At 71.4% G+C, this 21,386-nt stretch carries 20 protein-coding genes and 1 tRNA gene; 10 read left to right on the top strand and 11 right to left on the bottom strand.

The features are described from left to right. From ACT53Q_RS11675 to ACT53Q_RS11665, 3 genes are all read left to right on the top strand, one after another. Positions 1-2,325, top strand: a complete 2,325-nt coding sequence (locus ACT53Q_RS11675) for a DUF5682 family protein (protein ID WP_476186807.1) — start codon at positions 1-3, stop codon at positions 2,323-2,325. Further along, positions 2,313-3,521 carry a VWA domain-containing protein gene (locus tag ACT53Q_RS11670; RefSeq protein ID WP_476186806.1) on the top strand — a complete coding sequence of 403 codons (1,209 nt, stop codon included), beginning with the start codon at positions 2,313-2,315 and terminating at the stop codon, positions 3,519-3,521. Before ACT53Q_RS11675 ends, ACT53Q_RS11670 begins: the two co-directional genes overlap by 13 nt. A gap of 220 nt (positions 3,522-3,741) precedes the next feature. Further along, positions 3,742-4,797: a TraB/GumN family protein gene (locus ACT53Q_RS11665; protein ID WP_476186805.1), complete on the top strand. Its 1,056-nt coding sequence runs from the start codon at positions 3,742-3,744 to the stop codon at positions 4,795-4,797. 36 nt (positions 4,798-4,833) lie between these two features. Here ACT53Q_RS11665 and dxs read toward each other — a convergent pair whose 3' ends face one another. The 7 genes from dxs to ACT53Q_RS11630 all read right to left on the bottom strand — a co-directional run bounded on the left by dxs (position 4,834) and on the right by ACT53Q_RS11630 (position 12,391). Further along, on the bottom strand, positions 4,834-6,753 hold the full coding sequence (dxs, locus tag ACT53Q_RS11660) for a 1-deoxy-D-xylulose-5-phosphate synthase (RefSeq protein WP_476186841.1): 1,920 nt from the start codon (positions 6,751-6,753) through the stop codon (positions 4,834-4,836). 97 nt (positions 6,754-6,850) lie between these two features. Next, positions 6,851-8,059 carry a hypothetical protein gene (locus tag ACT53Q_RS11655; protein ID WP_476186804.1) on the bottom strand — a complete coding sequence of 403 codons (1,209 nt, stop codon included), beginning with the start codon at positions 8,057-8,059 and terminating at the stop codon, positions 6,851-6,853. Between the two features lie 153 nt (positions 8,060-8,212). Beyond that, positions 8,213-8,827: an HNH endonuclease gene (locus tag ACT53Q_RS11650; protein ID WP_476186840.1), complete on the bottom strand. Its 615-nt coding sequence runs from the start codon at positions 8,825-8,827 to the stop codon at positions 8,213-8,215. 194 nt (positions 8,828-9,021) lie between these two features. Then, positions 9,022-10,812 (bottom strand): acyl-CoA dehydrogenase C-terminal domain-containing protein, encoded by a 1,791-nt coding sequence (locus ACT53Q_RS11645; protein WP_476186803.1) that lies wholly within the window; start codon positions 10,810-10,812, stop codon positions 9,022-9,024. A 75-nt stretch (positions 10,813-10,887) separates the two neighbouring features. Further along, the gene (locus ACT53Q_RS11640; protein ID WP_476186802.1) at positions 10,888-11,373 is read right to left on the bottom strand and encodes an LEA/WHy family protein; all 486 of its coding nucleotides are present in this window, start codon (positions 11,371-11,373) and stop codon (positions 10,888-10,890) included. Between the two features lie 126 nt (positions 11,374-11,499). Continuing rightward, positions 11,500-12,084 (bottom strand): lipocalin family protein, encoded by a 585-nt coding sequence (locus ACT53Q_RS11635; protein WP_476186801.1) that lies wholly within the window; start codon positions 12,082-12,084, stop codon positions 11,500-11,502. 231 nt (positions 12,085-12,315) lie between these two features. Then, a tRNA-Phe gene (locus ACT53Q_RS11630) sits at positions 12,316-12,391 on the bottom strand. A gap of 158 nt (positions 12,392-12,549) precedes the next feature. On the opposite strand from ACT53Q_RS11630, the gene ACT53Q_RS11625 reads away from it, so the two are divergent. Then, a complete protein-coding gene (locus ACT53Q_RS11625; protein ID WP_476186800.1) occupies positions 12,550-13,047 on the top strand; it encodes a DUF6491 family protein in 498 nt (165 codons plus the stop codon). Here the strand turns inward: ACT53Q_RS11625 and ACT53Q_RS11620 are convergent. From ACT53Q_RS11620 to ftsY, 4 genes are read right to left on the bottom strand one after another with little or no spacing between them, the layout of a single operon-like run. Then, complete coding sequence (locus tag ACT53Q_RS11620; RefSeq protein WP_476186799.1) at positions 12,978-13,298, bottom strand: oxidative damage protection protein; 321 nt, start codon at positions 13,296-13,298, stop codon at positions 12,978-12,980. The genes ACT53Q_RS11625 and ACT53Q_RS11620 overlap by 70 nt on opposite strands. 13 nt (positions 13,299-13,311) lie before the next feature. Beyond that, positions 13,312-14,376 (bottom strand): A/G-specific adenine glycosylase, encoded by a 1,065-nt coding sequence (gene mutY, locus ACT53Q_RS11615; RefSeq protein ID WP_476186798.1) that lies wholly within the window; start codon positions 14,374-14,376, stop codon positions 13,312-13,314. Next, positions 14,373-15,629 carry an AsmA family protein gene (locus ACT53Q_RS11610; RefSeq protein WP_476186797.1) on the bottom strand — a complete coding sequence of 419 codons (1,257 nt, stop codon included), beginning with the start codon at positions 15,627-15,629 and terminating at the stop codon, positions 14,373-14,375. The genes mutY and ACT53Q_RS11610 overlap by 4 nt, the downstream gene beginning before the upstream one ends. After that, positions 15,626-16,924 carry a signal recognition particle-docking protein FtsY gene (gene ftsY, locus ACT53Q_RS11605; protein ID WP_476186796.1) on the bottom strand — a complete coding sequence of 433 codons (1,299 nt, stop codon included), beginning with the start codon at positions 16,922-16,924 and terminating at the stop codon, positions 15,626-15,628. The genes ACT53Q_RS11610 and ftsY overlap by 4 nt, the downstream gene beginning before the upstream one ends. Between ftsY and rsmD the strand changes: the two genes are divergently transcribed. The 6 genes from rsmD to ACT53Q_RS11575 all read left to right on the top strand — a co-directional run bounded on the left by rsmD (position 16,866) and on the right by ACT53Q_RS11575 (position 21,360). Continuing rightward, positions 16,866-17,459, top strand: a complete 594-nt coding sequence (gene rsmD / locus ACT53Q_RS11600) for a 16S rRNA (guanine(966)-N(2))-methyltransferase RsmD (protein WP_476186795.1) — start codon at positions 16,866-16,868, stop codon at positions 17,457-17,459. The genes ftsY and rsmD overlap by 59 nt on opposite strands. Positions 17,460-17,532: 73 nt before the next feature. Next, positions 17,533-18,048, top strand: coding sequence for a pantetheine-phosphate adenylyltransferase (gene coaD / locus ACT53Q_RS11595; RefSeq protein WP_476186794.1), 516 nt, complete (start codon positions 17,533-17,535; stop codon positions 18,046-18,048). A gap of 114 nt (positions 18,049-18,162) precedes the next feature. Next, the gene (locus tag ACT53Q_RS11590; RefSeq protein ID WP_476186793.1) at positions 18,163-18,660 is read left to right on the top strand and encodes a hypothetical protein; all 498 of its coding nucleotides are present in this window, start codon (positions 18,163-18,165) and stop codon (positions 18,658-18,660) included. 103 nt (positions 18,661-18,763) lie between these two features. Then, entirely contained in the window at positions 18,764-19,018 is a 255-nt protein-coding gene (locus ACT53Q_RS11585) for a YfhL family 4Fe-4S dicluster ferredoxin (protein WP_476186792.1), read from the top strand. Continuing rightward, a complete protein-coding gene (gene ggt, locus ACT53Q_RS11580) occupies positions 19,015-20,784 on the top strand; it encodes a gamma-glutamyltransferase (protein WP_476186791.1) in 1,770 nt (589 codons plus the stop codon). The genes ACT53Q_RS11585 and ggt overlap by 4 nt, the downstream gene beginning before the upstream one ends. Before the next feature lie 30 nt (positions 20,785-20,814). After that, on the top strand, positions 20,815-21,360 hold the full coding sequence (locus ACT53Q_RS11575; protein WP_476186790.1) for a GNAT family N-acetyltransferase: 546 nt from the start codon (positions 20,815-20,817) through the stop codon (positions 21,358-21,360). Positions 21,361-21,386: the final 26 nt, after the last annotated feature.

Below are 21,386 nucleotides of genomic sequence, written 5' to 3'. Positions count from 1 at the left end.
ATGCCGGCCGCGACACACCATTTCGGCATCCGCCACCACGGCCCGGGCTCCGCCCGCCGGCTGCGCGCGGCGCTGTCGGCCGTGCGGCCGGCCTGCGTGCTGATCGAAGGTCCTGCCGACGCCAGCGAACTGCTGCCGACGCTCGCGCATCCGGCGATGCGTCCGCCGGTCGCGCTGCTGTCGCATGCGATCGATGCGCCGGACGACACCGTGTTCCATCCGTTCGCCGAGTTCTCGCCCGAATACCAGGCGGTGCGCTGGGCGGTCGAACACGGCGTGCCGGTGCGGTTCATCGATCTGCCGTCGTCGCTGCTGCGCGCGGCGCGGGCGGACGAGGCGGACGAGGCGGACACGGCGGGCGAGGGCGCACCGGACGAGAGCAGGCCGGACGAGCGAAGGCCCGTCTCCGCCGATACCGGACCGGGCGACGCGGCCGAACGCGACGACCACCGCCTGCGCATCGATCCGATCGGCGCGATCGCCAAAGCCGCGGGCTACGAAGACGGCGAATCGTGGTGGAACGACTGGATCGAGAGCGCGACCGATGCGCACGATCCGATGCATGCGTTCGAAGCGGTCGCCGAGATCATGGCCGTGTTGCGCGAACGCCATCCCGACATTTCGCGCCACGAGCAGCGGCGCGAGGCGCACATGCGGCTGGCGATCGCCGCGGCGGCGAAGGAATTCGACGGCGCGATCGCGGTCGTCTGCGGCGCGTGGCACGTGCCGGCCCTGCGCGCGAAGCACAAGGCGGGCGACGATCGCGCGCTGCTGGCCGGCCTGCAGAAACAGAAGATGCAGACGACCTGGGTGCCGTGGACCTCGCCGCGGCTGGCCTACGCCAGCGGTTACGGTGCCGGCGTCGCCGCGCCGCGCTGGTATGCGCACCTGTGGCGGCACGGCGACGAGACCAGCGGCACCGCGCGCTGGGTGGTGAAGGTCGCACGCGAATTCCGCAAGGCGGGGATGCCGGTGTCGACCGCATCGGTGATCGAGACCGTGCGCATGGCCGCGGCACTGGCCGCGCTGCGCGAGCGCCCGCGCGCCGGCTTCGAGGAAATCCGCGACGCGATCGTCGCCTGCGTCTGCGGCGGCGAGACGCTGCCGTGGACGCAGCACGCGAACGCGCTGCTGCTGGGCAACGAGGTCGGCGCGATCCCGCCGGACACGCCGCTGATGCCGCTGCAGGAGGACCTGCAGCGCCAGCAGAAGGCGACGAAGCTCAAGCCCGAAGCGCTGCCGCGCGAACTCGCGCTCGACCTGCGCACCGACAGCGGCGCGGCGCGCTCGACGCTGCTGCATCGCCTGCGCCTGCTCGATGTCGACTGGGGCCGGCTGGAAGACGCCGGCCGCAGCCGCGGCACGTTCCGCGAGCGCTGGACGCTGGCGTGGCAGCCCGAGTTCGCGGTCCGCCTCGTCGAACACCTCGCCTGCGGCCCGACGATCGAACGCGCCGCCGCGGCGCGCAGCGTGGAGCGCATGCACGCCGCACCGGGGCTGGCGGCGCTGACCGAGCTGATCCAGGCCTGTCTCGAAGCGCAACTGCCGGCGGCGGTCGATGCCGGCCTCGCGCTGCTCGACGACAGCGCCGGGCACGCGCAGGAATGCCGCGAACTGCTGGAGGCGCTGCCCGCGCTGATCGCGCTGCGCCGTTACGGCAGCGCGCGCGAGATGGCGCTCGATCGCGTCGGTGAGCTGGTCGAACGTCTGCTGGTGCAGGCGGCGCTGGCGTTGCCGTACGCGGCGCGCAATCTCGATGCCGAACAGGCGGCGGCGCTGTGCGGTGCGCTGCAGCGCATGCAGGCCGCGCTCGACATGGCCGAGATCGGGGCGGAGATCGTCGAGAGCTGGTGGCGCGCACTCATCGAGATCGCGGACCATGCGCAGAGCGATCGCCGCGTCTGCGGACTCGCCTGCCGGCTGGCGTACGCCGCCGAGCGCATCGACGCCGACACGCTGCAGGCGACGATGCAGCGCATGCTGTCGCCGGGCGTGCCCACCGCCGACGCCGCGCGATTCTTCGAAGGCTTCTTCGAGCAGGGCAGCAAGCGCCTGCTGCACGACGACGCGCTGCTGGGCATCGTCGACGCCTGGCTGCTGGCGCTGGACGGCGAGGTCTTCCAGGCGCAGCTGCCGCTGTTCCGGCGCGTGTTTTCCGAACTGGATGCGCACGAGCGCAAGCGGCTGCTCGATCGCATCCGGCGTCCGTCGCAGGTCGCGGCGTCCGCGTATCGCGTCGATGCCGCCGGCCTCGACGCATGGACGGCGCAGGCGCCGCGATTGTCGGCGCTGCTGCGCGGGGAGGTGCCGGCATGGCCGACGTGAACGACATGGACGCGCACGACATGACCGATGACGCCGCCGGTGGCGAAGCCGACCGCGCGCGCCGCTGGCACCTGATGCTGGGGCAGGACGACGCCGCGCTGCTGTCGGACTCGGACCGTCGCCTCAACGCCGCACTGTCGGCGCTGTACGACGGTGGCGGCGAGGCCGAGAAGGGCCGGGGCTCGCTGTCGCGCTCGGCGCCGCGCGTGGCGCGCTGGCTCGGCGACATCCGCGAATTCTTCCCCGGGCCGGTCGTGCAGGTGGTGCAGAAGGACGCGCTGGAGCGTCTCGGGCTGCGGCAGATGCTGCTGCAGCCGGAATTCCTGGCCGCGCTGGAAGCCGACGTGCACCTGGTCGCCGACCTGATCAGCCTGCGCTCGATCATGCCGGAGAAGTCGCTGGAGACCGCGCGCATCGTCGTCGGCAAGGTGGTCGAGGACCTGATGCGCCGGCTGGAACGCAAGACCGCCGAAGCCGTGCGCGGTGCGGTCAACCGCGCGAAGCGCACCACGCGGCCGCGCCCGGGCGACATCGACTGGCCGCGCACGCTGCAGGCGAACCTGCGCCACTACCAGCCCGAGTTCCGCACGGTCGTGCCGGAGAAACTCATCGGCTTCATGCGTCACCAGCGCCGCCTCGTGGACCTGGACGAAGTGGTGCTGTGCGTCGACCAGTCCGGTTCGATGGCCAGTTCGGTGGTTTATGCCTCGATCTTCGCCGCGGTGATGGCGTCGCTGCCGGTGGTGCGCACGAAACTGGTGTGCTTCGACACCGCCATCGTCGACCTCACCGACGACCTCGCCGATCCGGTGAAGGTGCTGTTCGGCGTGCAGCTCGGCGGCGGCACCGACATCAACCAGGCGATCGCCTACTGCGAACAGCGGATCGAGCGACCGGCGAAGACGCACCTGATCCTGATTTCCGACCTGTACGAGGGCGGCGACGGCGCGCAATTGCTCGCGCGGGCCGCGTCGCTGGTGCGGCAGGGCGTGAACCTGATCGTGCTGCTCGCCCTGAGCGACGACGGCCGCCCCGCCTACGATGCGCGCATGGCCGAGGCCTTCGCCGCGCTCGGTGCCCCGGTCTTCGCCTGCACGCCGGACCAGTTCCCGGATCTCATGGCGACCGCGCTGCGGCGCGAGGACGTGCTCGCCTGGGCCGCCGACCAGGACATCAAGGCGGTGCGTGCGGGTTGAACGTGGCGGGTTCGTGCCGGCATCGTCGGCGTAACGTCGGGCTACGCCGTGTTGCGCATCGGCCGATGCATGCCTGCGCGTGCACCGCCGCCCGATGATCCGTCGCCGCTCAGGCGCATGGGCCGAAGCCATCGGTTTCCTGAATGCGGGCCGCCGGCCCGGGCGAAGGCCGCGCGGTTTTGGTGGAGACTGCGCTCCCCCTCCCCCGAAGGTGACAAGCATGTCGCTTCGCGTCACGTGGTCCGCGCGGGTCTTCGCGCCGTTGTTGGCTTTCTCTCTCGTCCTGATCTCCGGCGCGGCCCGCGCCCAGGATGCCCCTCCGCAGGAGGACACCGCGTCGACCGAGACCGCGGTGCCGGCGGGCACGCAGGACCTCGATGCGATCGTCGTCACCGGTCGCCAGCCCGGTCCCGGCCTGTGGAAGGTGCGCAAGGGCGATCACGTGCTGTGGATCCTCGGCGTCGAAGGCCCGCTGCCGAAGCACATGGAATGGGATTCGGCGAACGTCGAACGCAAGATCGCCGCGTCGCAGGAAGTGCTGGCCACGCCGTCCGCCACGCTCGATGCCGACGTCGGTTTCTTCCGTGGCCTGACCCTGCTGCCGTCGCTGCTGCGCGTGCGCAAGAATCCCGACGGCAAGCTGCTGCGCGACATGGTGCCGCCGGCGCAGTACACGCGCTGGGAAGTGCTGAAGGCGCGCTACATCGGCTCCGATCGCGACGTCGAGGAATGGCGTCCGCTGTTCGCCGCGCTGCACCTGTACCAGAAGGCGATCAACCGGATCGGCCTGACCGAGGATTCGGTCGTGAACAACGTCGTGCGCAAGGCCGCCAAGCGCAGCGGCGTGCCGGTCACCGACCCCAAGGTCACGGTGAAGATCGCCGATCCGAAGAATGCGCTGAAGACCTTCGCCGGCGAATCGCTCGACGACACCGCCTGCTTCGCGAAGACGATGGAGCGCATCGAGGTCGATCTCGGCGCGATGGTCGAACGCGCCAACGCCTGGGCGCAGGGCGACACCGAAACGCTGCGCGCGAAGCAGGGTCCCAGCCAGTGGCGGGCCTGCACCGAAGCGATGACGAGCAACGCGGCCGCGCGCCGGCTCGGCTTCGCCGACATCGAGGCGCGCGTGCAGACGGCGTGGATGGCTGCGGCGGAGAAGGCGCTCGACAAGAACGCCTCGACCTTCGCGATGCTGCCCACCAGCCAGCTCTTCAGCGATGACGGCTACCTGGCGAAGCTCGCCGCCAAGGGCTACGCGATCGAGGAGCCCTGACGGGCGCCTCGATCCGTCGGTGAATCGATCCCCGGATCAGCCCGCCGCACGTGCGGCGGGTGCTTCCGCGGTCGACGCCAGCGCGGGCCAGCGCGCGCGCACCGCTGCGCGGATGCCGGCGGCATCCAGGCCCGCTTCGGCCAGCAACTGTTCGCGGCTGGCGTGGTGCTGGAACGCATCCGGCAGACCGAGGTGCAGGATCGGCAGCACGACGCCTTCGGCCGACAGCAGTTCGGCCACGCCCGAGCCGGCACCGCCGGCGACGACGTTGTCTTCCAGTGTCACGAAGCCGTCGTGGGTCTTCGCCAGTTCCAGCAGCAGCGCGCGATCGAGCGGCCGCACGAAGCGCATGTTGACGACGGTGAAGCCGAATTCCACGCCGACCTGTTCCGCCGCCGGCACCAGCGCACCGAACGCCAGCAGCGCGATGCGCGCACCCTTGCGGCGGACCTCGGCCTTGCCGATCGGCAGCGTCTCCAGCGTCGGTTGCACCGCGACGCCGGGGCCGGTGCCACGCGGGTAGCGCACCGCGGCCGGACCCGGATGGCGATGGCCGGTGGTCAGCATCTGCCGGCATTCGTTCTCGTCGGCTGGGGCCATCACCACCATGTTCGGCACGCAGCGCAGGTAGCTGAGGTCGAGGTTGCCGGCGTGGGTCGCACCGTCGGGCCCGACCACGCCGCCGCGGTCGATCGCGAACAGCACGTCGAGGTCCTGGATCGCGACGTCGTGCACCAGCTGGTCGTAGCCGCGCTGCAGGAAGGTGGAATAGATCGCGACGACCGGCTTGGCACCTTCGCAGGCCATGCCCGCGGCCAGCGTCACCGCGTGCTGCTCGGCGATGGCGACGTCGAAGTAGCGATCGGGATATTCCTTGCTGAAGCGCACCAGGCCCGAGCCCTCGCGCATCGCCGGGGTGATGCCGAGCAGCTTCGGATCGGCCGCAGCCATGTCGCACAGCCAGTCGCCGAACACGTCGGTGTAGGTCGGCTTCTTCGCGCCGGGCTTGGCGACGACGCCCTTTTCGGGATCGAACGGCGACACCGCGTGGTAGCCGATCTGGTCGCCTTCGGCCAGTTCGTAGCCCTTGCCCTTGGTCGTGATGATGTGCAGCAGCTGCGGGCCCTTGAGCGTGCGCAGCGTCTTCAGCGTGGCGACGAGGTCGGCGACGTTGTGGCCGTCGATCGGGCCGGTGTAGTGGAAGCCCATTTCCTCGAACAGCGTGGACGGCACGAACATGCCCTTCCAGTGCTCTTCCCAGCGGCGCACGAAGCGTGCCGGCGCGCTGGTGCGCTTGTCGCCGAGCAGCTTCTTGCCGCCTTCGCGCAGCGCGTTGAGCGTGCGGCTGCCGGTCATGCGGCCGAGCATCTTGGTCAGGCCGCCGACGTTCTCGCTGATCGACATCTGGTTGTCGTTGAGGATCACCAGCAGGCTGGGCTCCTCGTCCATGCCGCCGGCGTGGTTCAGCGCTTCGTAGGCCATGCCGGCGGTCATCGCGCCGTCGCCGATCACGGCGACGAACCTGCGGCTCTCGTCGCCCGCGCGCTGCGCGGCGATCGCCATGCCCAGCGCGGCGGAGATCGACGTGGACGAATGGCCCACGCCGAACGTGTCGTACTCGCTTTCCTCGCGCTTGGGGAACGGCGCCACGCCGTCCTTCTGCTTCACCGTGTGGATGGTGTCGCGGCGGCCGGTGAGGATCTTGTGCGGGTAGGTCTGGTGGCCGACGTCCCAGACCAGGCGGTCGTTCGGGGTGTCGTAGAGGTAGTGCAGGGCGACGGTCAGCTCGATCACGCCGAGGCCGGCGCCGAAGTGGCCGCCGCTGCGGCCGACGGATTCGATGAGGTACGCGCGGAGTTCGTCGCTGATGGCCCCCAGTTCGTCTTCGGGGAACTGGCGCAGGTCGGCGGGCGTGGCGATGCGCGAAAGGCGCGGATAGCGCGCGGAGTCGATCACGATGGCGTGGGGTCCGGAGGTCAACGGCGTATTGTCCCTCCGGCTGCCATCCAGCGGCAACACAAGCGTTCGGCCGGCAAGATGCCGGCAACGTCGTTCAGCGTCCGCGCAGGCGGTCGAACAGGCCCCCGGCGGCGCGGTTGTCGGTCGGCGGCGGCGCGGTGTCGCCCTGCTGGCTGGCGAAGCCGGTCGCCAGGTTGGCATTCACGAAATCGATCACGTCCGCCTCGGGCACGCCGCTGGCGGCGGTGATCTCGGCCAGCGTCTGCGGGCCCTTCATCATCGCGGTGGCGATGCGGAAGTGGCGGGGGTACTCGCGTTCGGTCTGCGGCCACTTTGCCAGCACGAACTTGCCGTCCGGGTCGTAACCGGCCAGCAGCCGGCCCTCGCCGGCGAGCAGGCCGCCGTACCACTGCAGGCGTTGCAGCGGCTGGGCGGTGCCGAGCTTGGCGATGGCCTCGTTCCAGCCGCGGTCGTCCAGTTGCTCGAAATCGCGCAGGCCGACGGTCGCCACGAAGTATTCGGCGAGCGGCTTGAGCGTGGTCGGGCCGAAGTATTCGCGGCGGACGAAGTCGATGAACAGCGCCGGCCCGCGGCCGCTCTGGTAGCGGGCGCGGCCGGTGAGTGCACCGGGGCGCAGCCACTGCGAGAAAAGGGTGTTGCGGCCGGAGACGAAGGCGGGTTCTTCCTCGGCGGCGGGTGCCTCGGCGGCCGCAGGCGCATCGGCGGCGGGCGGCGCGGCCTGCTGCGCGGGCGGCGGGGCCACCGGCGGCGCGACGGGCGCCGGAGCAGGTGCGGCGACAGGCGCAGGTGCGGGTGGCGGGGGCGGCGCGATGGCCGGCGGCGGCACCGGGGGCGCGACCGGTGCGGGCGTGGGTGGGGCCAGCGGCGGCGCGACCGGTGGCGCGGGCGCAGGCGGCGGGACGGGTGCCGGGGCGACCTGCACGGGCTCCGGGGCCGCGACCGGCGGGGCCGGCGGCGGCGCGGGTTCGGGTTCTTCCTCGATCACGCCGCCGATCTCGCTCAGCAGCACGGTCAGGGCGTCGGCGTCGAACGGGCGCGGCAGGCGGTAGTCGGCCTGGGTGCGCGGGGCAGCGGTCAGACCGATGACGTGCTTGCCGGCGGCGTGCAGCCGCAGCCAGCTCATCGGGCCGTACATGCTGTCCATGTCGACGATGACGTAGTCGGCGTCGTTCTCCGACAGCAGCGACCAACCGCGCACGCGACGGGAGGCATGCCCGAAGGCGGTCCTCACCTCGGATTCGGTCGCCTGATCCATGCCGGTCAGCCCCAGCGTCAACGCCATGATGTCAGCCCGTTCTGCGCGATCGCAGAGTGTCGCGAAGCCGTTTTTCCCCGTCAACGCGCGCGCTGCGACCGTTTTCAACGCTGTGCGTCACTTTTCGGGCCGGGGCGCCGGCGGAATGCGACGCACGACACGGAACGGGGCGCAGGCGCCTCAACTGACGATCGACACGCCGCGTGGATTCTTCGGCAGGTGCGTCTTCAGGAACGCCATCTGGTCGGCCAGGATGTTCCTGTTCGACAGGATCAGGTGCTCGATCCAGCTCGGCCGGTAGGGGATCGCCAGCAGCGGCATCGATGCCTGCTGCGGGGTGCGGCCGCCCTTGCGCGAATTGCACTGGAAGCAGGCGGCGACGACGTTCTCCCACACGTCGCGGCCGCCGCGCGAGATCGGCATCACGTGGTCGCGGGTCAGCAACTGCCGGCTGAAATGCTTGCCGCAGTACAGGCAGAGGTGCTGGTCGCGCGCGAACAGCGCGGTGTTGGTGAGCGCGGGCGTGGGATCGAGCGCATGTGCCCGGGCGTGGCCGCGCGAGGCGACGATCGGATGCAGTTCCATCACGCTGCGTTCGCCGGTCAGCCGGCTGATGCCGCCGTGGATGCGCAGGCACGGGTCGCCGAGCGTCCACGCCACCGCGTCGCGGGCGTAGAGGCAGGCGGCGTCCTGCCAGCTGATCCAGTCGAGCACGCGGCCGTGCGCATCCAGCGACAGCAGGCGCACGCTGTCCAGCCGCACGAGCGCGGCCTCGGGACCGCAGGCATGGGCGATGGAAGCAGGGAATGCGGAGACGGAAGACTCGCCACCGGCCGGGACGGCGGGAACGCCGCGGTCGGGCGGGCCGGGGCGGGGATCCCCGGGGATCGGGCACAACGCGGGTGTGTCGGCCTCCATATGGAAGCCGAGCTTATACCCATTTCGTGACGCTGTGGGGACGCCCGGCGTCCCCGTGGCCCGGGCGCCGATCAGTCGCCGAAACCGGCGTCCGCCAGCGTCATCAGCGGCGCCGCGCCGCTGGCGATGGCCGCCGCGTGCGTGCGCGTGCGCGGCAGCAGGCGCGCGAAGTAGAACCGCGCCGTCTCGCGCTTGGCGTCCTTGAACGCCTGCGGCTGCGACGAGGCATCGGCCGCGGCCACGCTGCGTGCCCACCAGTAGGCGAGGGCGGCGTAGCCCGAGTAGAACAGGTAGTCCCACGCCGCGGCGCCGATCTCGTCGGCGTCGGCCATCGCGCGCTTGCCGATCTTCATCGTCAGCGCCTGCCATTCCTGCGCCACCTCGCGCAGCGGACCGACGAATTCGCCCAGCGCATCGTTGCCCGACTGCGCCGCGCAGAACTCCTCGATCATGCCGAGGAACACCTGCAGGCCGGCACCCTGCAACTGCATCACCTTGCGGCCCATCAGGTCCAGCGCCTGGATGCCGGTGGTGCCTTCGTACAGCGTGGTGATGCGGGCGTCGCGCGCCAGCTGTTCCATGCCGTGCTCGTGGATGTAGCCGTGGCCGCCGAAGCACTGCTGCGCGTGGTACGTGCATTCGATCGCCCATTCGGTGAGGCAGGCCTTCACGATCGGGGTGAGGAAGCCCAGCAGCGCGTCGGCGCGCTTGCGGGTCTCCGCGTCGGGATCGTGCGCGACCACGTCGACCAGCGACGCGCCGTGGTAGCCGAGCAGGCGGCCGCCTTCGATCAGCGCCTTCTGGGTCAGCAGCATGCGGCGCACGTCCGGATGCACGAGGATCGGGTCGGCCGGCTTGTCGGGATTCTTCGCGCCGGTGAGCGAGCGCATCTGCAGGCGTTCGCGCGCGTAGCGCAGCGCGTTCTGGTACGCGCGATCGGACAGACCCAGGCCCTGCAGGCCGACCGCGAGGCGCGCGGTGTTCATCATGGTGAACATCGCCATCAGGCCCTTGTGCGGCTCGCCGATCAGCCAGCCTTCGGCGCCGTCGAAGTTCATCACGCAGGTCGCGGAGGCGTGGATGCCCATCTTGTGTTCCAGCGCGCCGCAGCGGACGGCGTTCTGCTCGCCGAGCTTGCCTTCACGATCCACTTTCACCTTGGTCACGATGAACAGCGAGATGCCCTTGCTGCCGGCCGGCGCGTCGGGCAGGCGGGCGAGCACCAGGTGCACGATGTTGTCGGTGAAATCGTGGTCGCCGGCGGTGATGAAGATCTTGGTGCCGGTGATCGCGTAGCTGCCGTCGGCGTTGGGCACGGCGCGGGTCTTGAGCAGGCCCAGGTCGCTGCCGCAGTGCGGCTCGGTCAGGCACATCGTGCCGGTCCAGCGGCCTTCGACGATCGGCTTGAGGAAGACCTCCTTCTGCCAGTCCTCGCCGTGGTGCATCAGCGCCTCGGTGGCGCCGTGCGAGAGCAGCGGGAAGTTGCCCCAGGCGAGGTTCGCGGCGTCGATCATCTCCTTCACCGGCACGCCGACCGCATGCGGCATGCCCTGGCCGCCGAACTCGGTCGGCGAGGTCAGGCCGCACCAGCCGTTCTCGGCGAACTGCGCGTAGGCCTCGCGGAAGCCCGGCGGCGTGGTCACCTTGCCGGTGGCCTTGTCGAGGCTGCAGCCCTGTTCGTCGCCGATGTGGTTGAGCGGCGCGATCACCGTCTCGGTGAAGCGCGCGCCTTCCTCGAGGATGGCGTCCACCAGTTCGCGGTTGGCGTCGGCGAAGCCGAGGCGGGTGAAGGCGGCTTCACTGTCGAGCACGTCGTACAGCGCGAAACGGATATCGGCGAGCGGGGCTTTGTAGGCGTTCATCGTGGGCGCAGGGAATTCGCTGAAGGGTTCGGTGAAGGGAAATGCGGAGGTGCGACGGCGGCGGGCGGCGCAGCGTCAGCGCAGCGTGCCGGGCAATCCGGGGACGGGGCTGAGCGCGCTGGCGCGGCGGACCTTGTAGTCGTGCGCCTTCTTGTCCTGCGCGCCGGCGGTGAGCGTGCCTTCGAGGACGTAGTCGAGGTTGCGGTGGTCGGCCAGCGCACCGGCGACGACGATCCGCGCGCCGGCGCCCGGGTCGAGGGTCACGGTGGTGGTGTCGGCGGTTTCGGGACCGACGGTCAGCGCCGGGCTGGCGGCGAGCGTGCCGGCGTCCTCGGTGCCGGCGCGCAGCGTGAGGGCGACCTTGTCGAAATGCATCGCGACGTTGCTGAAGTTCTGCAGCCGCAGTTCCACTGTCCAGCGCCCGTCCGGGCCGACCGTGAGTTGCTGGATGCTGGCCGCCGGTTCCGACACCCGGCGCACCGGCCCGCTGGCGCAGCCGGCCATCGCGAGGGCCGTCGCGGCGAGGAACGCCGCCATCGCTCGAACCTTCCAACGCTGCATCGCCTGCTCCGGGACCGGGAATCCGGCCATGGTAGCGCGGCCCGCGTCCGGACCGTACGCCCCGGTAGGTTTCGCGCCGGCGACCGGGTCAGCCGCGGCTGGGCAGCCCTCGATCGTCGTCGGGGATCAGCGCAGCCGGCCGCTCGTGATCAGCGGCGCGAGATCGTAGCCCATGGCCTCGGCCCGGGCCTTGAGCGCCTCGAACCGCGCCCGGTCCATGTCCGGCGTGCGCGAGAGGATCCACAGGTATTCCCGGCCCGGCTCGCCGACCATCGCCCACTGGTAGTCGGGATCGAGCGCGATCACCCAGTAGTCGGCCCAGGTCAGCGGCAGCCAGGACAGCCAGTCGGGTGCGAACCGCACTTCCAGCCGGCCGGCGTGGTCGGGATCGCGCCGGGCGACGCCTTCGGCCTCCAGCCGCTCGCCGTCCTCGGTGCGGCAGCGGTTGACCACGCCCACCAGCGCGTCGTCGCGCAGGGTGTACTGGGCGGTCACCTCGTCCTTGCACTTGCGCTGGAAGAACATCGGCAGCCGCGCGATCTCGTGCCACTCGCCGGCGTAACGGGTGATGTCGAGGGCCTCGACCGAGACGACGTCGTCGGGCGAGGCGGCCGCGGCGATGCCGGCCGGCAGCAGCGCGGCGGCGGAGAGCAGCGCGGCGGACAGCGCCCCGGCGAACGGACGCGTGCGGGACCGGCGGGGACCTGTCATGGCACGCTCCGAGGCGCCGCGCGTCGCGGCCGGCCGATGTTAGCGCATGGCGGCGTCGGCGCCGGGCATCGCCCGATGCCCGGCCGTCGGACTCGCCGCCGTCCGAGCGTGCATGGGAGGACGGAACGCGATGCCGGCCATGTCTTCACTCGTTCCGCCGAGTTCGCGTCCCGAAAACAAAAACGCCAACCCGGAGGCTGGCGTCGTCTGCTTCGATGTTTTTCGATCCGATGGTGGCCGGGGAGGGAATCGAACCCCCGACACGGGGATTTTCAATCCCCTGCTCTACCAACTGAGCTACCCGGCCATCGGCGAGCGCGGCATGATACGGGGACGCGGCCGCGAGGGCAAGCCGGCCGAGCGCTGAATGTCGGATCGGGGCGGGTGCGCGTTCGCCGGAGGCGGGCGCATCATCCGGCCGAGGCAGTCGGTACGTGCCTGCCCATGTCCCCCGCGGAGGTTCCCATGCGTCGCCTGACCCGTCTCGTCCTTCCGTTGCTGCCGGCCGTCGTCGCGTTGTCCGCCTGCGCCACCGGCGCGGCCCAGCGCGATGCCGAACGCCTGGCGCTCTACCGCAGCCATGCCGGCAATCCCGTCGACAGCATCCGCTACCTCAATACCAACAACGGCTGGACGCCGCTGGGCGACGGCGCGTTCGCGCTGTGGACCGCGCCGTCGAAGGCGTGGCTGGTGCAGCTCTATCCGCCGTGCAACGAACTGGACTTTGCCGACCGCATCGCCTTCCGGGACCCGATGGGTCGCCTCAGCGCCAAGTTCGACCGGGTGATGGTCGCCAACCACGGGTTGATGCCGATCTCCTGCACGATCCAGGAAATCCGCCCGCTCGACGTGAAGGCCATCCGCACCGCCGAGCGCGACATGCGCGCGAAGCGTCAGGTCGAGGTCGCGCCGCCGTCGCCGCCCGCTGCGGCATCGGCCTCCGGCGGGGCCGGCGGCGAATAACCCGCCGGCTTCTCGGCGCCGCCGCCGAACAGGAACTTCTCCATCTCGCCCAGCAGGAACGTGCGGTGCGCCGGGTTCATGGGCGAGAGCCGGTTCTCGTTGATGAGCATGGTCTGGTGCGCCAGCCATTTCGACCAGGCGCCCTTGCCGATGCGGGCCAGCACGCGCTGGCCGGGTTCGCCGGGCCACGGCGCGAAGTCGAGACCTTCGGTTTCGCGTTGTTCGTATTCGCAGAAGACGATGCGGGCCATGGTGGGGAGTCCGTCAGGAAAGGGAAGTGATCAGGGTGCGGATCGGCGCGGGGATGCCGAGCGCGTCGAAGTCGGCCGGCGCGATCCAGCGCAGGGCGTCGGGATCGGGTGACGCCGCGCGCAGCGCGACGCCGCGCCACGCCGCGGGATGCAGCCGCAGCCGGTAGTGGGTGAAACCGTGGTGGATCTCCGCCAGCGCCTCGCCGTTGTCGTAGTCGCCGGCGACGTGCATCTCGAACCAGTCGCGCGCCGCGGTGTGGTCCGCCGCTTCCGGCAGCGACCACAGCGCGGCCCACACGCCGCTCGCAGGACGACGCTGCAGCAGCACGCGGCCGTCGGCATCGCGCAGCAGCAGCACGACTGCGCTGCGTTCGGGCAGCGGCTTGCCGGGCTTGGGCGTCGGCAGCTCGGCGGTGCGGCCCTCGCGTCGCGCGACGCAGCGGTCCTGCAGCGGGCACAGCACGCAGGCGGGATCGTGGCGGGTGCAGAGCGTCGCGCCGAAATCCATCTGCGCCTGGGTGTAGTCGGCCATGCGCGCGTCGGGCAGCAGCGTTTCGGCGATCGTCCACAGCTTCTTTTCGACGGCGGGCAGGCCCGGCCAGCCTTCGACGCCATGCACGCGGCACAGCACGCGCTTGACGTTGCCGTCGAGGATCGGCACGCGATCGCCCCAGGCCTGCGACAGGATCGCGCCCGCGGTGCTGCGGCCGATGCCGGGCAACGCGGTCAGCGCGTCGAGGTCGCGCGGCAGGTCGCCGCCGTGAAGTTCGACGCAACGCTTCGCGGCGGCGTGCAGGTTGCGGGCCCGGGCGTAGTAGCCGAGTCCGGACCACAGCGCCAGCACGTCGTCCTGCGGCGCCGCGGCCAGCGACGGCAGGTCGGGCAGGGCGGCGACGAAGCGCTCGAAATACGGGATCACCACCCGCACCTGCGTCTGCTGCAGCATGATTTCCGACAGCCACACCCGGTACGGCGTGCGCGGATGCTGCCACGGCAGATCGTGGCGACCGGACACGTCGAACCACGCGAGCAGGGCGTCGGCGTAGGACGTGGTCGAAGACGATGCGGCGCGGCTCACGGCACGGCCTCGTCGTCGAGTTCGACCTCGACGCCGTCCAGCGTCGCGCCCGAGATCACCAGCTTCGGCGAGGTCAGATGGCCGTCCAGCGGCGGCAGCGGTGCGCCGCCGGCGTGCTGCGTCCAGTCGATCACGTCGTACAGGCGAAAACGCGCGTCGAACGCGGTGGCGTCGCGGCGCAGCGACAGCGACGCGACGTCGGACAGATCGGGCTTGCCCGCGTAGCGCAGCGCGAACGGCAACGGCGAGGTCGAAGACGACACCGGCGGCGGCAGTGCCGGCCACGCTTCGGGCCAGCGCGGCAGCGCGCCGGCGAGATCGATCGCCAGCCGTCGGCCCAACGCCAGCGCGCCGTGCGCGTCGAGCGACGGCAGCGGCCCGTCGCCGCGCAGGGTGACGCCGGCCGGCGCGAGTACCCACGTCGCATCGTCGAACCGCAGCGGCCCGGCCAGGCCGAGCGTGAAGGGCAGGCGGGTGTCGCCGGACTCGTAGCGCGCGGCGATGCCGAGCTTCGCCGGCACCATCGCGAGCGTGCCGTCGCCGAGGTGCAGCGGGCCGGCGAGGTGCACCGTCGCCGGCAGCCGCCAGTCGCCGCGTTCGATCGTGACGTGGCCGGTCGTGGCGATGCCGGCGTCGTTGGCGGGTCGGGTCATCGCCACCGCGAGATCGAACGGGATCGCGGTCGGCGCATCGAGCCAGCGGCCGCGGAAATGCGCGTTCGCGGGGCGATCCGGATGCAGCGACGGCAGGTCGACGGCGATGCCGTCGATCCGCCAGTCGTGGTTGTCGATGCGGCCGTCGACGATGCGCAGGCCGTCGGTCAGCGTCGGGATGCGCGTTTCCGCACCGGGCGGCCGCTTCGCCAGCCACGCCTGCAGGGCCGGCACGTCCAGCACCGGCGCGTCGAGTTCGACCCGCTGCACGGTGAGGTCGGTGCCGCGGCTGCGCAGCGTCGACCACGGCAGCGACAGCAGCGCGCGATCGGCGCGCAACAGCACGGTGTCGCCGCCCGGCACGCGCACGACGAGATCGCGCACCACCAACTGCGGCGTGCCGCGCAGGCGCGCGTCGGCGCTGCCGGCGGTGATGTCGAGATCGAGGCTGCCGCCGATGCGATCGAGCAGCACCGGCACCGAGCGTTCGGGTTGCAGCAGCCAGCCGGCCGAGGCGGCCAGCAACGCCAGGGCGACGAGGAGGACGAGCAGCCGGCGCCTGCGTCGGCCGCGCGGCGCATCGGCGCCCGGGTCGGTCACGCGCCCAGCGCCTCCGGCAGCAGCGCGTCGACGAAGGCTTCGGGGTCGAACACGCGCAGGTCCTCGGGGCGCTCGCCGATGCCGGCGAAGCGGATCGGGATGCCGAACTCGCGGGCCAGCGCGAACACCACGCCGCCCTTCGCCGTGCCGTCGAGCTTGGTCACGACCAGCCCGGTGACGCCGGCCGCGGCGTGGAACTGGCGCAGCTGCGACAGCGCGTTCTGGCCGGTGGTGCCGTCGATCACCATCAGCACCTCATGCGGCGCGGTGCCGTCGAGTTTGCCGAGCACGCGCTTGATCTTGCCCAGTTCGGCCATCAGCCCCTGCTGGGTGTGCAGGCGGCCGGCGGTGTCGGCGATCAGCACGTCGGTGCCGCGCGCCTTTGCCGCCTGCAGCGCGTCGAACGCGACCGACGCCGCGTCGGCGTTCTGGCCCTGCGCGACCACGGCGACGCCGTTGCGTTCGCCCCAGGCCTGCAACTGCGCGACCGCGGCGGCACGGAAGGTGTCGCCGGCGGCCAGCATCAGCGAGCGGCCCTCGGCCTTGAAGCGGTGCGCGAGCTTGCCGATGGTGGTGGTCTTGCCGACGCCGTTGACGCCGACGGTGAGGATCACGAACGGCTTGTCCGGCGCGATCGCCAGCGGCTTCGCCACCGGCACCAGCATCGCGATCAGATCGGCGCGCAGCGCGGCGAGCAGGGCGCGGGCGTCGGCGAACTCGCGCGACTTCATCCGCTTGCGCAGGCTGTCGATCAACTGGGTGGTCGCGGTCACGCCGACGTCGGCGGTGAGCAGCGCGGTCTCGATCTCGTCGAGCAGGTCGTCGTCCAGCCGCGGGTTGCGCGAGAACAGGCCGCCGAAGCTGCGGGCGAAGGCGCTGTTGCGCAGGCGCTCGCGCCAGCCCGGCTTGCCGGCCGCGGCGGCGGGCGCCGCATCGGTGGCGACGCCGGGGATGTCGCCCGTGGCGGGTGCGGGTTCGGCGGGAGATTCGGTGATGGATGCGGTCGCGGCGTCGGCGACGGATTCGGCCGACGGCGCGGGTTCGACGGGAAGGGTTGCGGCTTCGGTGCTGCCGGCGTCCTGCGGCGTCTCGGCCGGGGGAGCGGCCTGCGTGGCCGGCGGCGCGGCCGCGTCCGGTTTCTTGCGGCGGAAGAAGGGGATCATCGAAGGGGCGGCAAAGGGCGACGCGAATCGCGGACAATGACCGCATGTTAGCACCCGCCCTCCCGGCCTCCCGATGAACCGTCGCCGCCCCGTGCCCGCCCCGTCGGGACGTCCCGGGACCGTGCGCATCATCGGCGGCGACTGGCGCGGCACGAAGCTGCCGGTGGCCGATCTCGACGGCCTGCGGCCCACCGCCGACCGCGTCCGCGAGACGCTCTTCAACTGGCTGCAGCCGATGCTGCCCGGCGCGCGGGTGCTGGACCTGTTCGCCGGCACCGGCGCGCTGGGGCTGGAAGCCGTCTCGCGCGGCGCGCGCGAAGCGGTGCTGGTCGAGCGCGATCCCGCGCTGGCCGCGGCCCTGCGCGCGATCGCGGCGAAGCTGCCCGGCGGCGAGCGCGTCCACGTCGCGCACGAGGACGCGCTCGCGTGGCTGCGTCGCGCCCCCGGGCCGTTCGACCTCGCCTTCGTCGATCCGCCGTTCGCCGCGGGCCTGTGGGCGCCGGTGCTGGCCGCGCTCGAACCGCATCTCGCCGACGATGCCTGGCTGTACGTCGAGTCGCCGGCCGACGCCGCGCCCGATCCCGGCGCAGCCTGGCGGCTGCATCGCGAGGGGCGCACCCGCGACGTCCGCTACGCCTTGCTCTGGCGCGCGACGGCGGGGGGCTGACCGGCGCTCCGGTCGAGCGGAAGCGACTGTTACACTGCGCCGACATCCCGCTGCGGTGATCCCTTCGACGCCCATGAGCCAGGCCTCCAGCCCGTCCCCTGCCCGGATCGCGGTCTATCCGGGCACCTTCGACCCGATCACCAACGGTCACCTCGATCTCGTCGAACGCGCCGCCCCGCTGTTCGAGCGACTCGTGGTCGGCGTGGCCGAGAGCCCGGCCAAGCGTCCGGCGCTGCCGCTGGCGCTGCGCGTGGAACTGGCGTGCGAATCCCTGGCGCGCTACCCCAACGTCGAGGTCCGCGGCTTCGATTCGCTGCTGGCGCATTTCGTGCGCGACGTCGGTGCCCGGGTGCTGCTGCGCGGCCTGCGCGCGGTCTCGGACTTCGAGTACGAGTTCCAGCTGGCGAGCATGAACCGGCACCTGATTCCCGAAGTGGAAACGTTGTTCCTGACGCCGGCCGAGCAATACGGTTTCATTTCCTCCTCGCTGGTGCGCGAAGTGTCCCGCCTCGGCGGCGACGTGTCGGGCTTCGTGCCGCCGGCGGTCAACGCCGCGCTGCTGGCCGAATGGCGGCGCGTCCGCGACTGAAGCGCTGCAACCAAGTCCCGCGATGGCGCCGCCTGCGTTCCCGCGCCGCCGTCCCCGTTCCACCAACGTCCACGAGACGCGCACCGTCTCTTCCGCATGAGGGGAGTTCCGCCCATGAAGCACATCGTCCGCCTGCTGTTCATCGCCCTCTTCGCCTTCTCGCTCGCGGCCTGCGACAAGGCGGCCGAGGCGCCCAAGGAAGCCGACAAGGCGCCGCTGTCCGCGCCGAACAACGAAGACCCGGCCGCCTGGCGCGAATACGTCAGCGACGTGGTCAAGCACAACATGACGGGCGTCACCAGCGCGCCGTTCGTGTACCTGCTGCCGGCCGAGAGCAGCCAGGACTTCCAGGGCAGCTACGACCGCCTGCTGGACAAGGCCAAGTCCGACGTCGACCGCGGCGTCCTGCCCGGCAACCTGCTGGCGTACGCTTCGGCCTCGCTGTCCTCGGCCAAGGCCGCGGATCTGGCGATCGCCGCGTTCAAGGACGCCAAGCCGGGCAAGCTCGAAGGCGTGAAGCTGCTGTTCGTCGGCAAGGCCGAGGACAGCGAGCGCGTCAAGGCCGCGGTCACGCCGTCCGGCGTCACCTACGTCTTCGTCGAGGCCAAGTGATGTCCCGCGACGGGCCCCTGCCCGTCGTGCTGGTCTCCATTCCGCGCTTTCCTTCCGTGTTCCCGTCGCCGCGGCCCGCGCCGCGGCGGCGTTTCCCGCCCCCATGTCGCTGAAGATCAACGCGCTCTGCATCAACTGCGACGTCTGCGAGCCGGTGTGCCCGAACCGTGCGATCACGCAGGGCGAGACCATCTACGTCATCGATCCGGCACGCTGCACCGAATGCGTCGGCCACCATGACGAGCCGCAGTGCGTGGTCGTGTGTCCGGTCGAGTGCATCGATCCGGACCCGGCCCATCCCGAATCGCGCGAGGCCCTGCTGGCCAAGCTCGCCGGACTCCAGGAGCAAGACGCATGACTTCCCCCCGTTTCGTCGCCGTCCTGTCCTCGTCGTTGCCGGTCGTCGCGCTGGTCGCCGCGCTGGCGTTCGCGCCGGCGTCCTTCGCCGCCGATGGCGCCGCGCCGCCCGCGCATCCGCCCGGCGCCGCGATCGCCAGCGCGCACCAGCTCGCCACCGACGCCGGCATGGAGACGCTGCGCCAGGGCGGCAACGCCTTCGACGCCGCGGTCACCGTGTCCTCGGTGCTGTCGGTGGTCGAACCGATTTCCTCGGGCCTCGGCGGCGGCGGGTTCTTCCTGCTGCACGACGCGAAGACCGGCCGCGACATCTTCGTCGACGCGCGCGAGACCGCGCCCGCCGCGGCGACCACCGCGCAGTACCTCGACGCGCAGGGCAAGCCCGACCGCGACCGCGCCACCAACGGGCCGTGGTCGGCGGGCATCCCCGGCCTGCCGGCGGGCCTGGTGCACCTCGCGACGCAGTACGGCCGGCTGCCGCTGAAGACCAGCCTCGCGCCGGCGATCCGCATCGCCCGCGAAGGCTTCCCGGTGTACGCCCGCTTCGCCAAGGGCTACGCCGCGCGGCACGAGGTGATGGAACGCTACAAGGGCACGAAGGCCGTGTTCCTCGCCGCCGGCCACGCGCCGCAGGAAGGCGAACTGTTCCGCCAGCCCGATCTGGCGCGCACGCTGGAAACGCTGGCGGCGCAGGGTTTCGACGGCTTCTACCGCGGTCCGATCGCGAAGAAGCTGGTGGCCGGCGTCAATGCCGAAGGCGGCAAGTGGACCGCCGACGAGCTCGCCCGCTACCGCGTGAAGGAACGCGCGCCGCTGTCGTTCGAGTACGACGGCTGGAAGATCGTCACCGCGCCGCCGCCGTCGTCCGGCGGCGTGGCGCTCGCCGAAATGCTGCAGATCCTCGAACCGTGGGACCTGCAGAAGCTGCCGCAGGCGCAGCGCGTGCATCTCGTGGTCGAGGCCATGCGCCGCGCGTTCCGCGACCGCACGTTCTACCTCGGCGATCCGGATTTCGTGAAGATCCCGATGCGCACGCTGATGGACCCCGACTACGCCGCCGGCCTGCGCGCGACGATCCATCCCGACAAGGCCACGCCCAGCGAGTTGCTGTCCGGGCAGCCGACGCCGCTGGAGGACGACGAGACCACGCACTTCTCGATCCTCGACGCCGAAGGCAACCGCGTCGCCGCCACGCAGACGGTGAACCTGCTGTTCGGCTCCGGCCTGATCGCGCCCGGCACCGGCGTGCTGCTGAACGATGAGATGGACGATTTCGCGCTGGTGCCCGGCGTGCCGAATGCCTTCGGCGTGATGGGCTACGACGCCAACGCGCCGAAGCCGGGCAAGCGCATGCTCAGCTCGATGACGCCGACCTTCATGGCATCGAAGGACCGCGTCGCCGTGCTCGGCACGCCCGGCGGCAGCCGCATCATCACGATGGTGCTGCTGGGCGTGCTCGGTTATGCCGACGGCCTCGACGCGCAGCAGGTCGCCGCGCTGCCGCGCTATCACCACCAGTGGCTGCCCGACGTCATCGACACCGAACGCGACGCACTGCCGGACGACGTGATCGCCGCGCTGCGCGCGATGGGCCACGTCGTCACCACGCCGAAGGACGCCGCCGGCGGCCAGCGCTCCAGCGACACCTGGGGCAACCTGCAGACGGTCGAGTGGAACCTGCGCGACAACACGCTGCACGGCGGCACCGACCCGCGCAACCCGGTGGGCGAAGCGAAGGTCGAGGCCATGCCGGCGACGGCGCCGTGATCCGGGCTCGCGCCGTATGAGCCCGTTCCCATGAGTTTGTTCCTGCATCTGCCCCATGCCTGCGAGCGCGTGCGCCTGCGCCGCCTGCGCGTGTCGGACTTCCGCGCGTTCCACAACTATCGCGGCGATCCCGAAGTCGCGCGCTACCAGGGCTGGTCGGCGACGTCGGAAACCGAGACCGAGGCGCTGCTGCGCGATTACGCGCGCAACGCCGGGCTCGAAGCCGGCGAATGGACGCAGATCGGCATCGCCGGCAACGCGGACGACCGCCTGGTCGGCGATCTCGGCATCGGCCTGTCGCCGGACGCGCGCATCGCCGAGTTCGGCGTGTCGCTGCATCCGGATTTCCAGCACCAGGGTCTCGCGCACGAGGCGGTTTCCGGACTGATCGCGCTGCTGTTCGCGCACACGTCGGTGCAGCGCGTGATCGCGTCGACCGACGTGCGCAACGGGCCGTGCCTGCAGATGCTGGACCGCCTCGGCCTGCAGCACGTCGGCACCGCGCAGACCACCTGCAAGGGCGAGGACTGCACCGAACTGCTCTACGCCATCGAACGACCCGTCCGCACGTCCTGAGGGCATCCCGCCATGAGGACATCGTC

It is taken from the genome of Lysobacter sp. DMC97 (genome assembly GCF_056313745.1).
The sequence above is the reverse complement of the archived record's forward strand: the minus strand, read 5'-3'. Positions and strand labels throughout refer to the sequence as shown.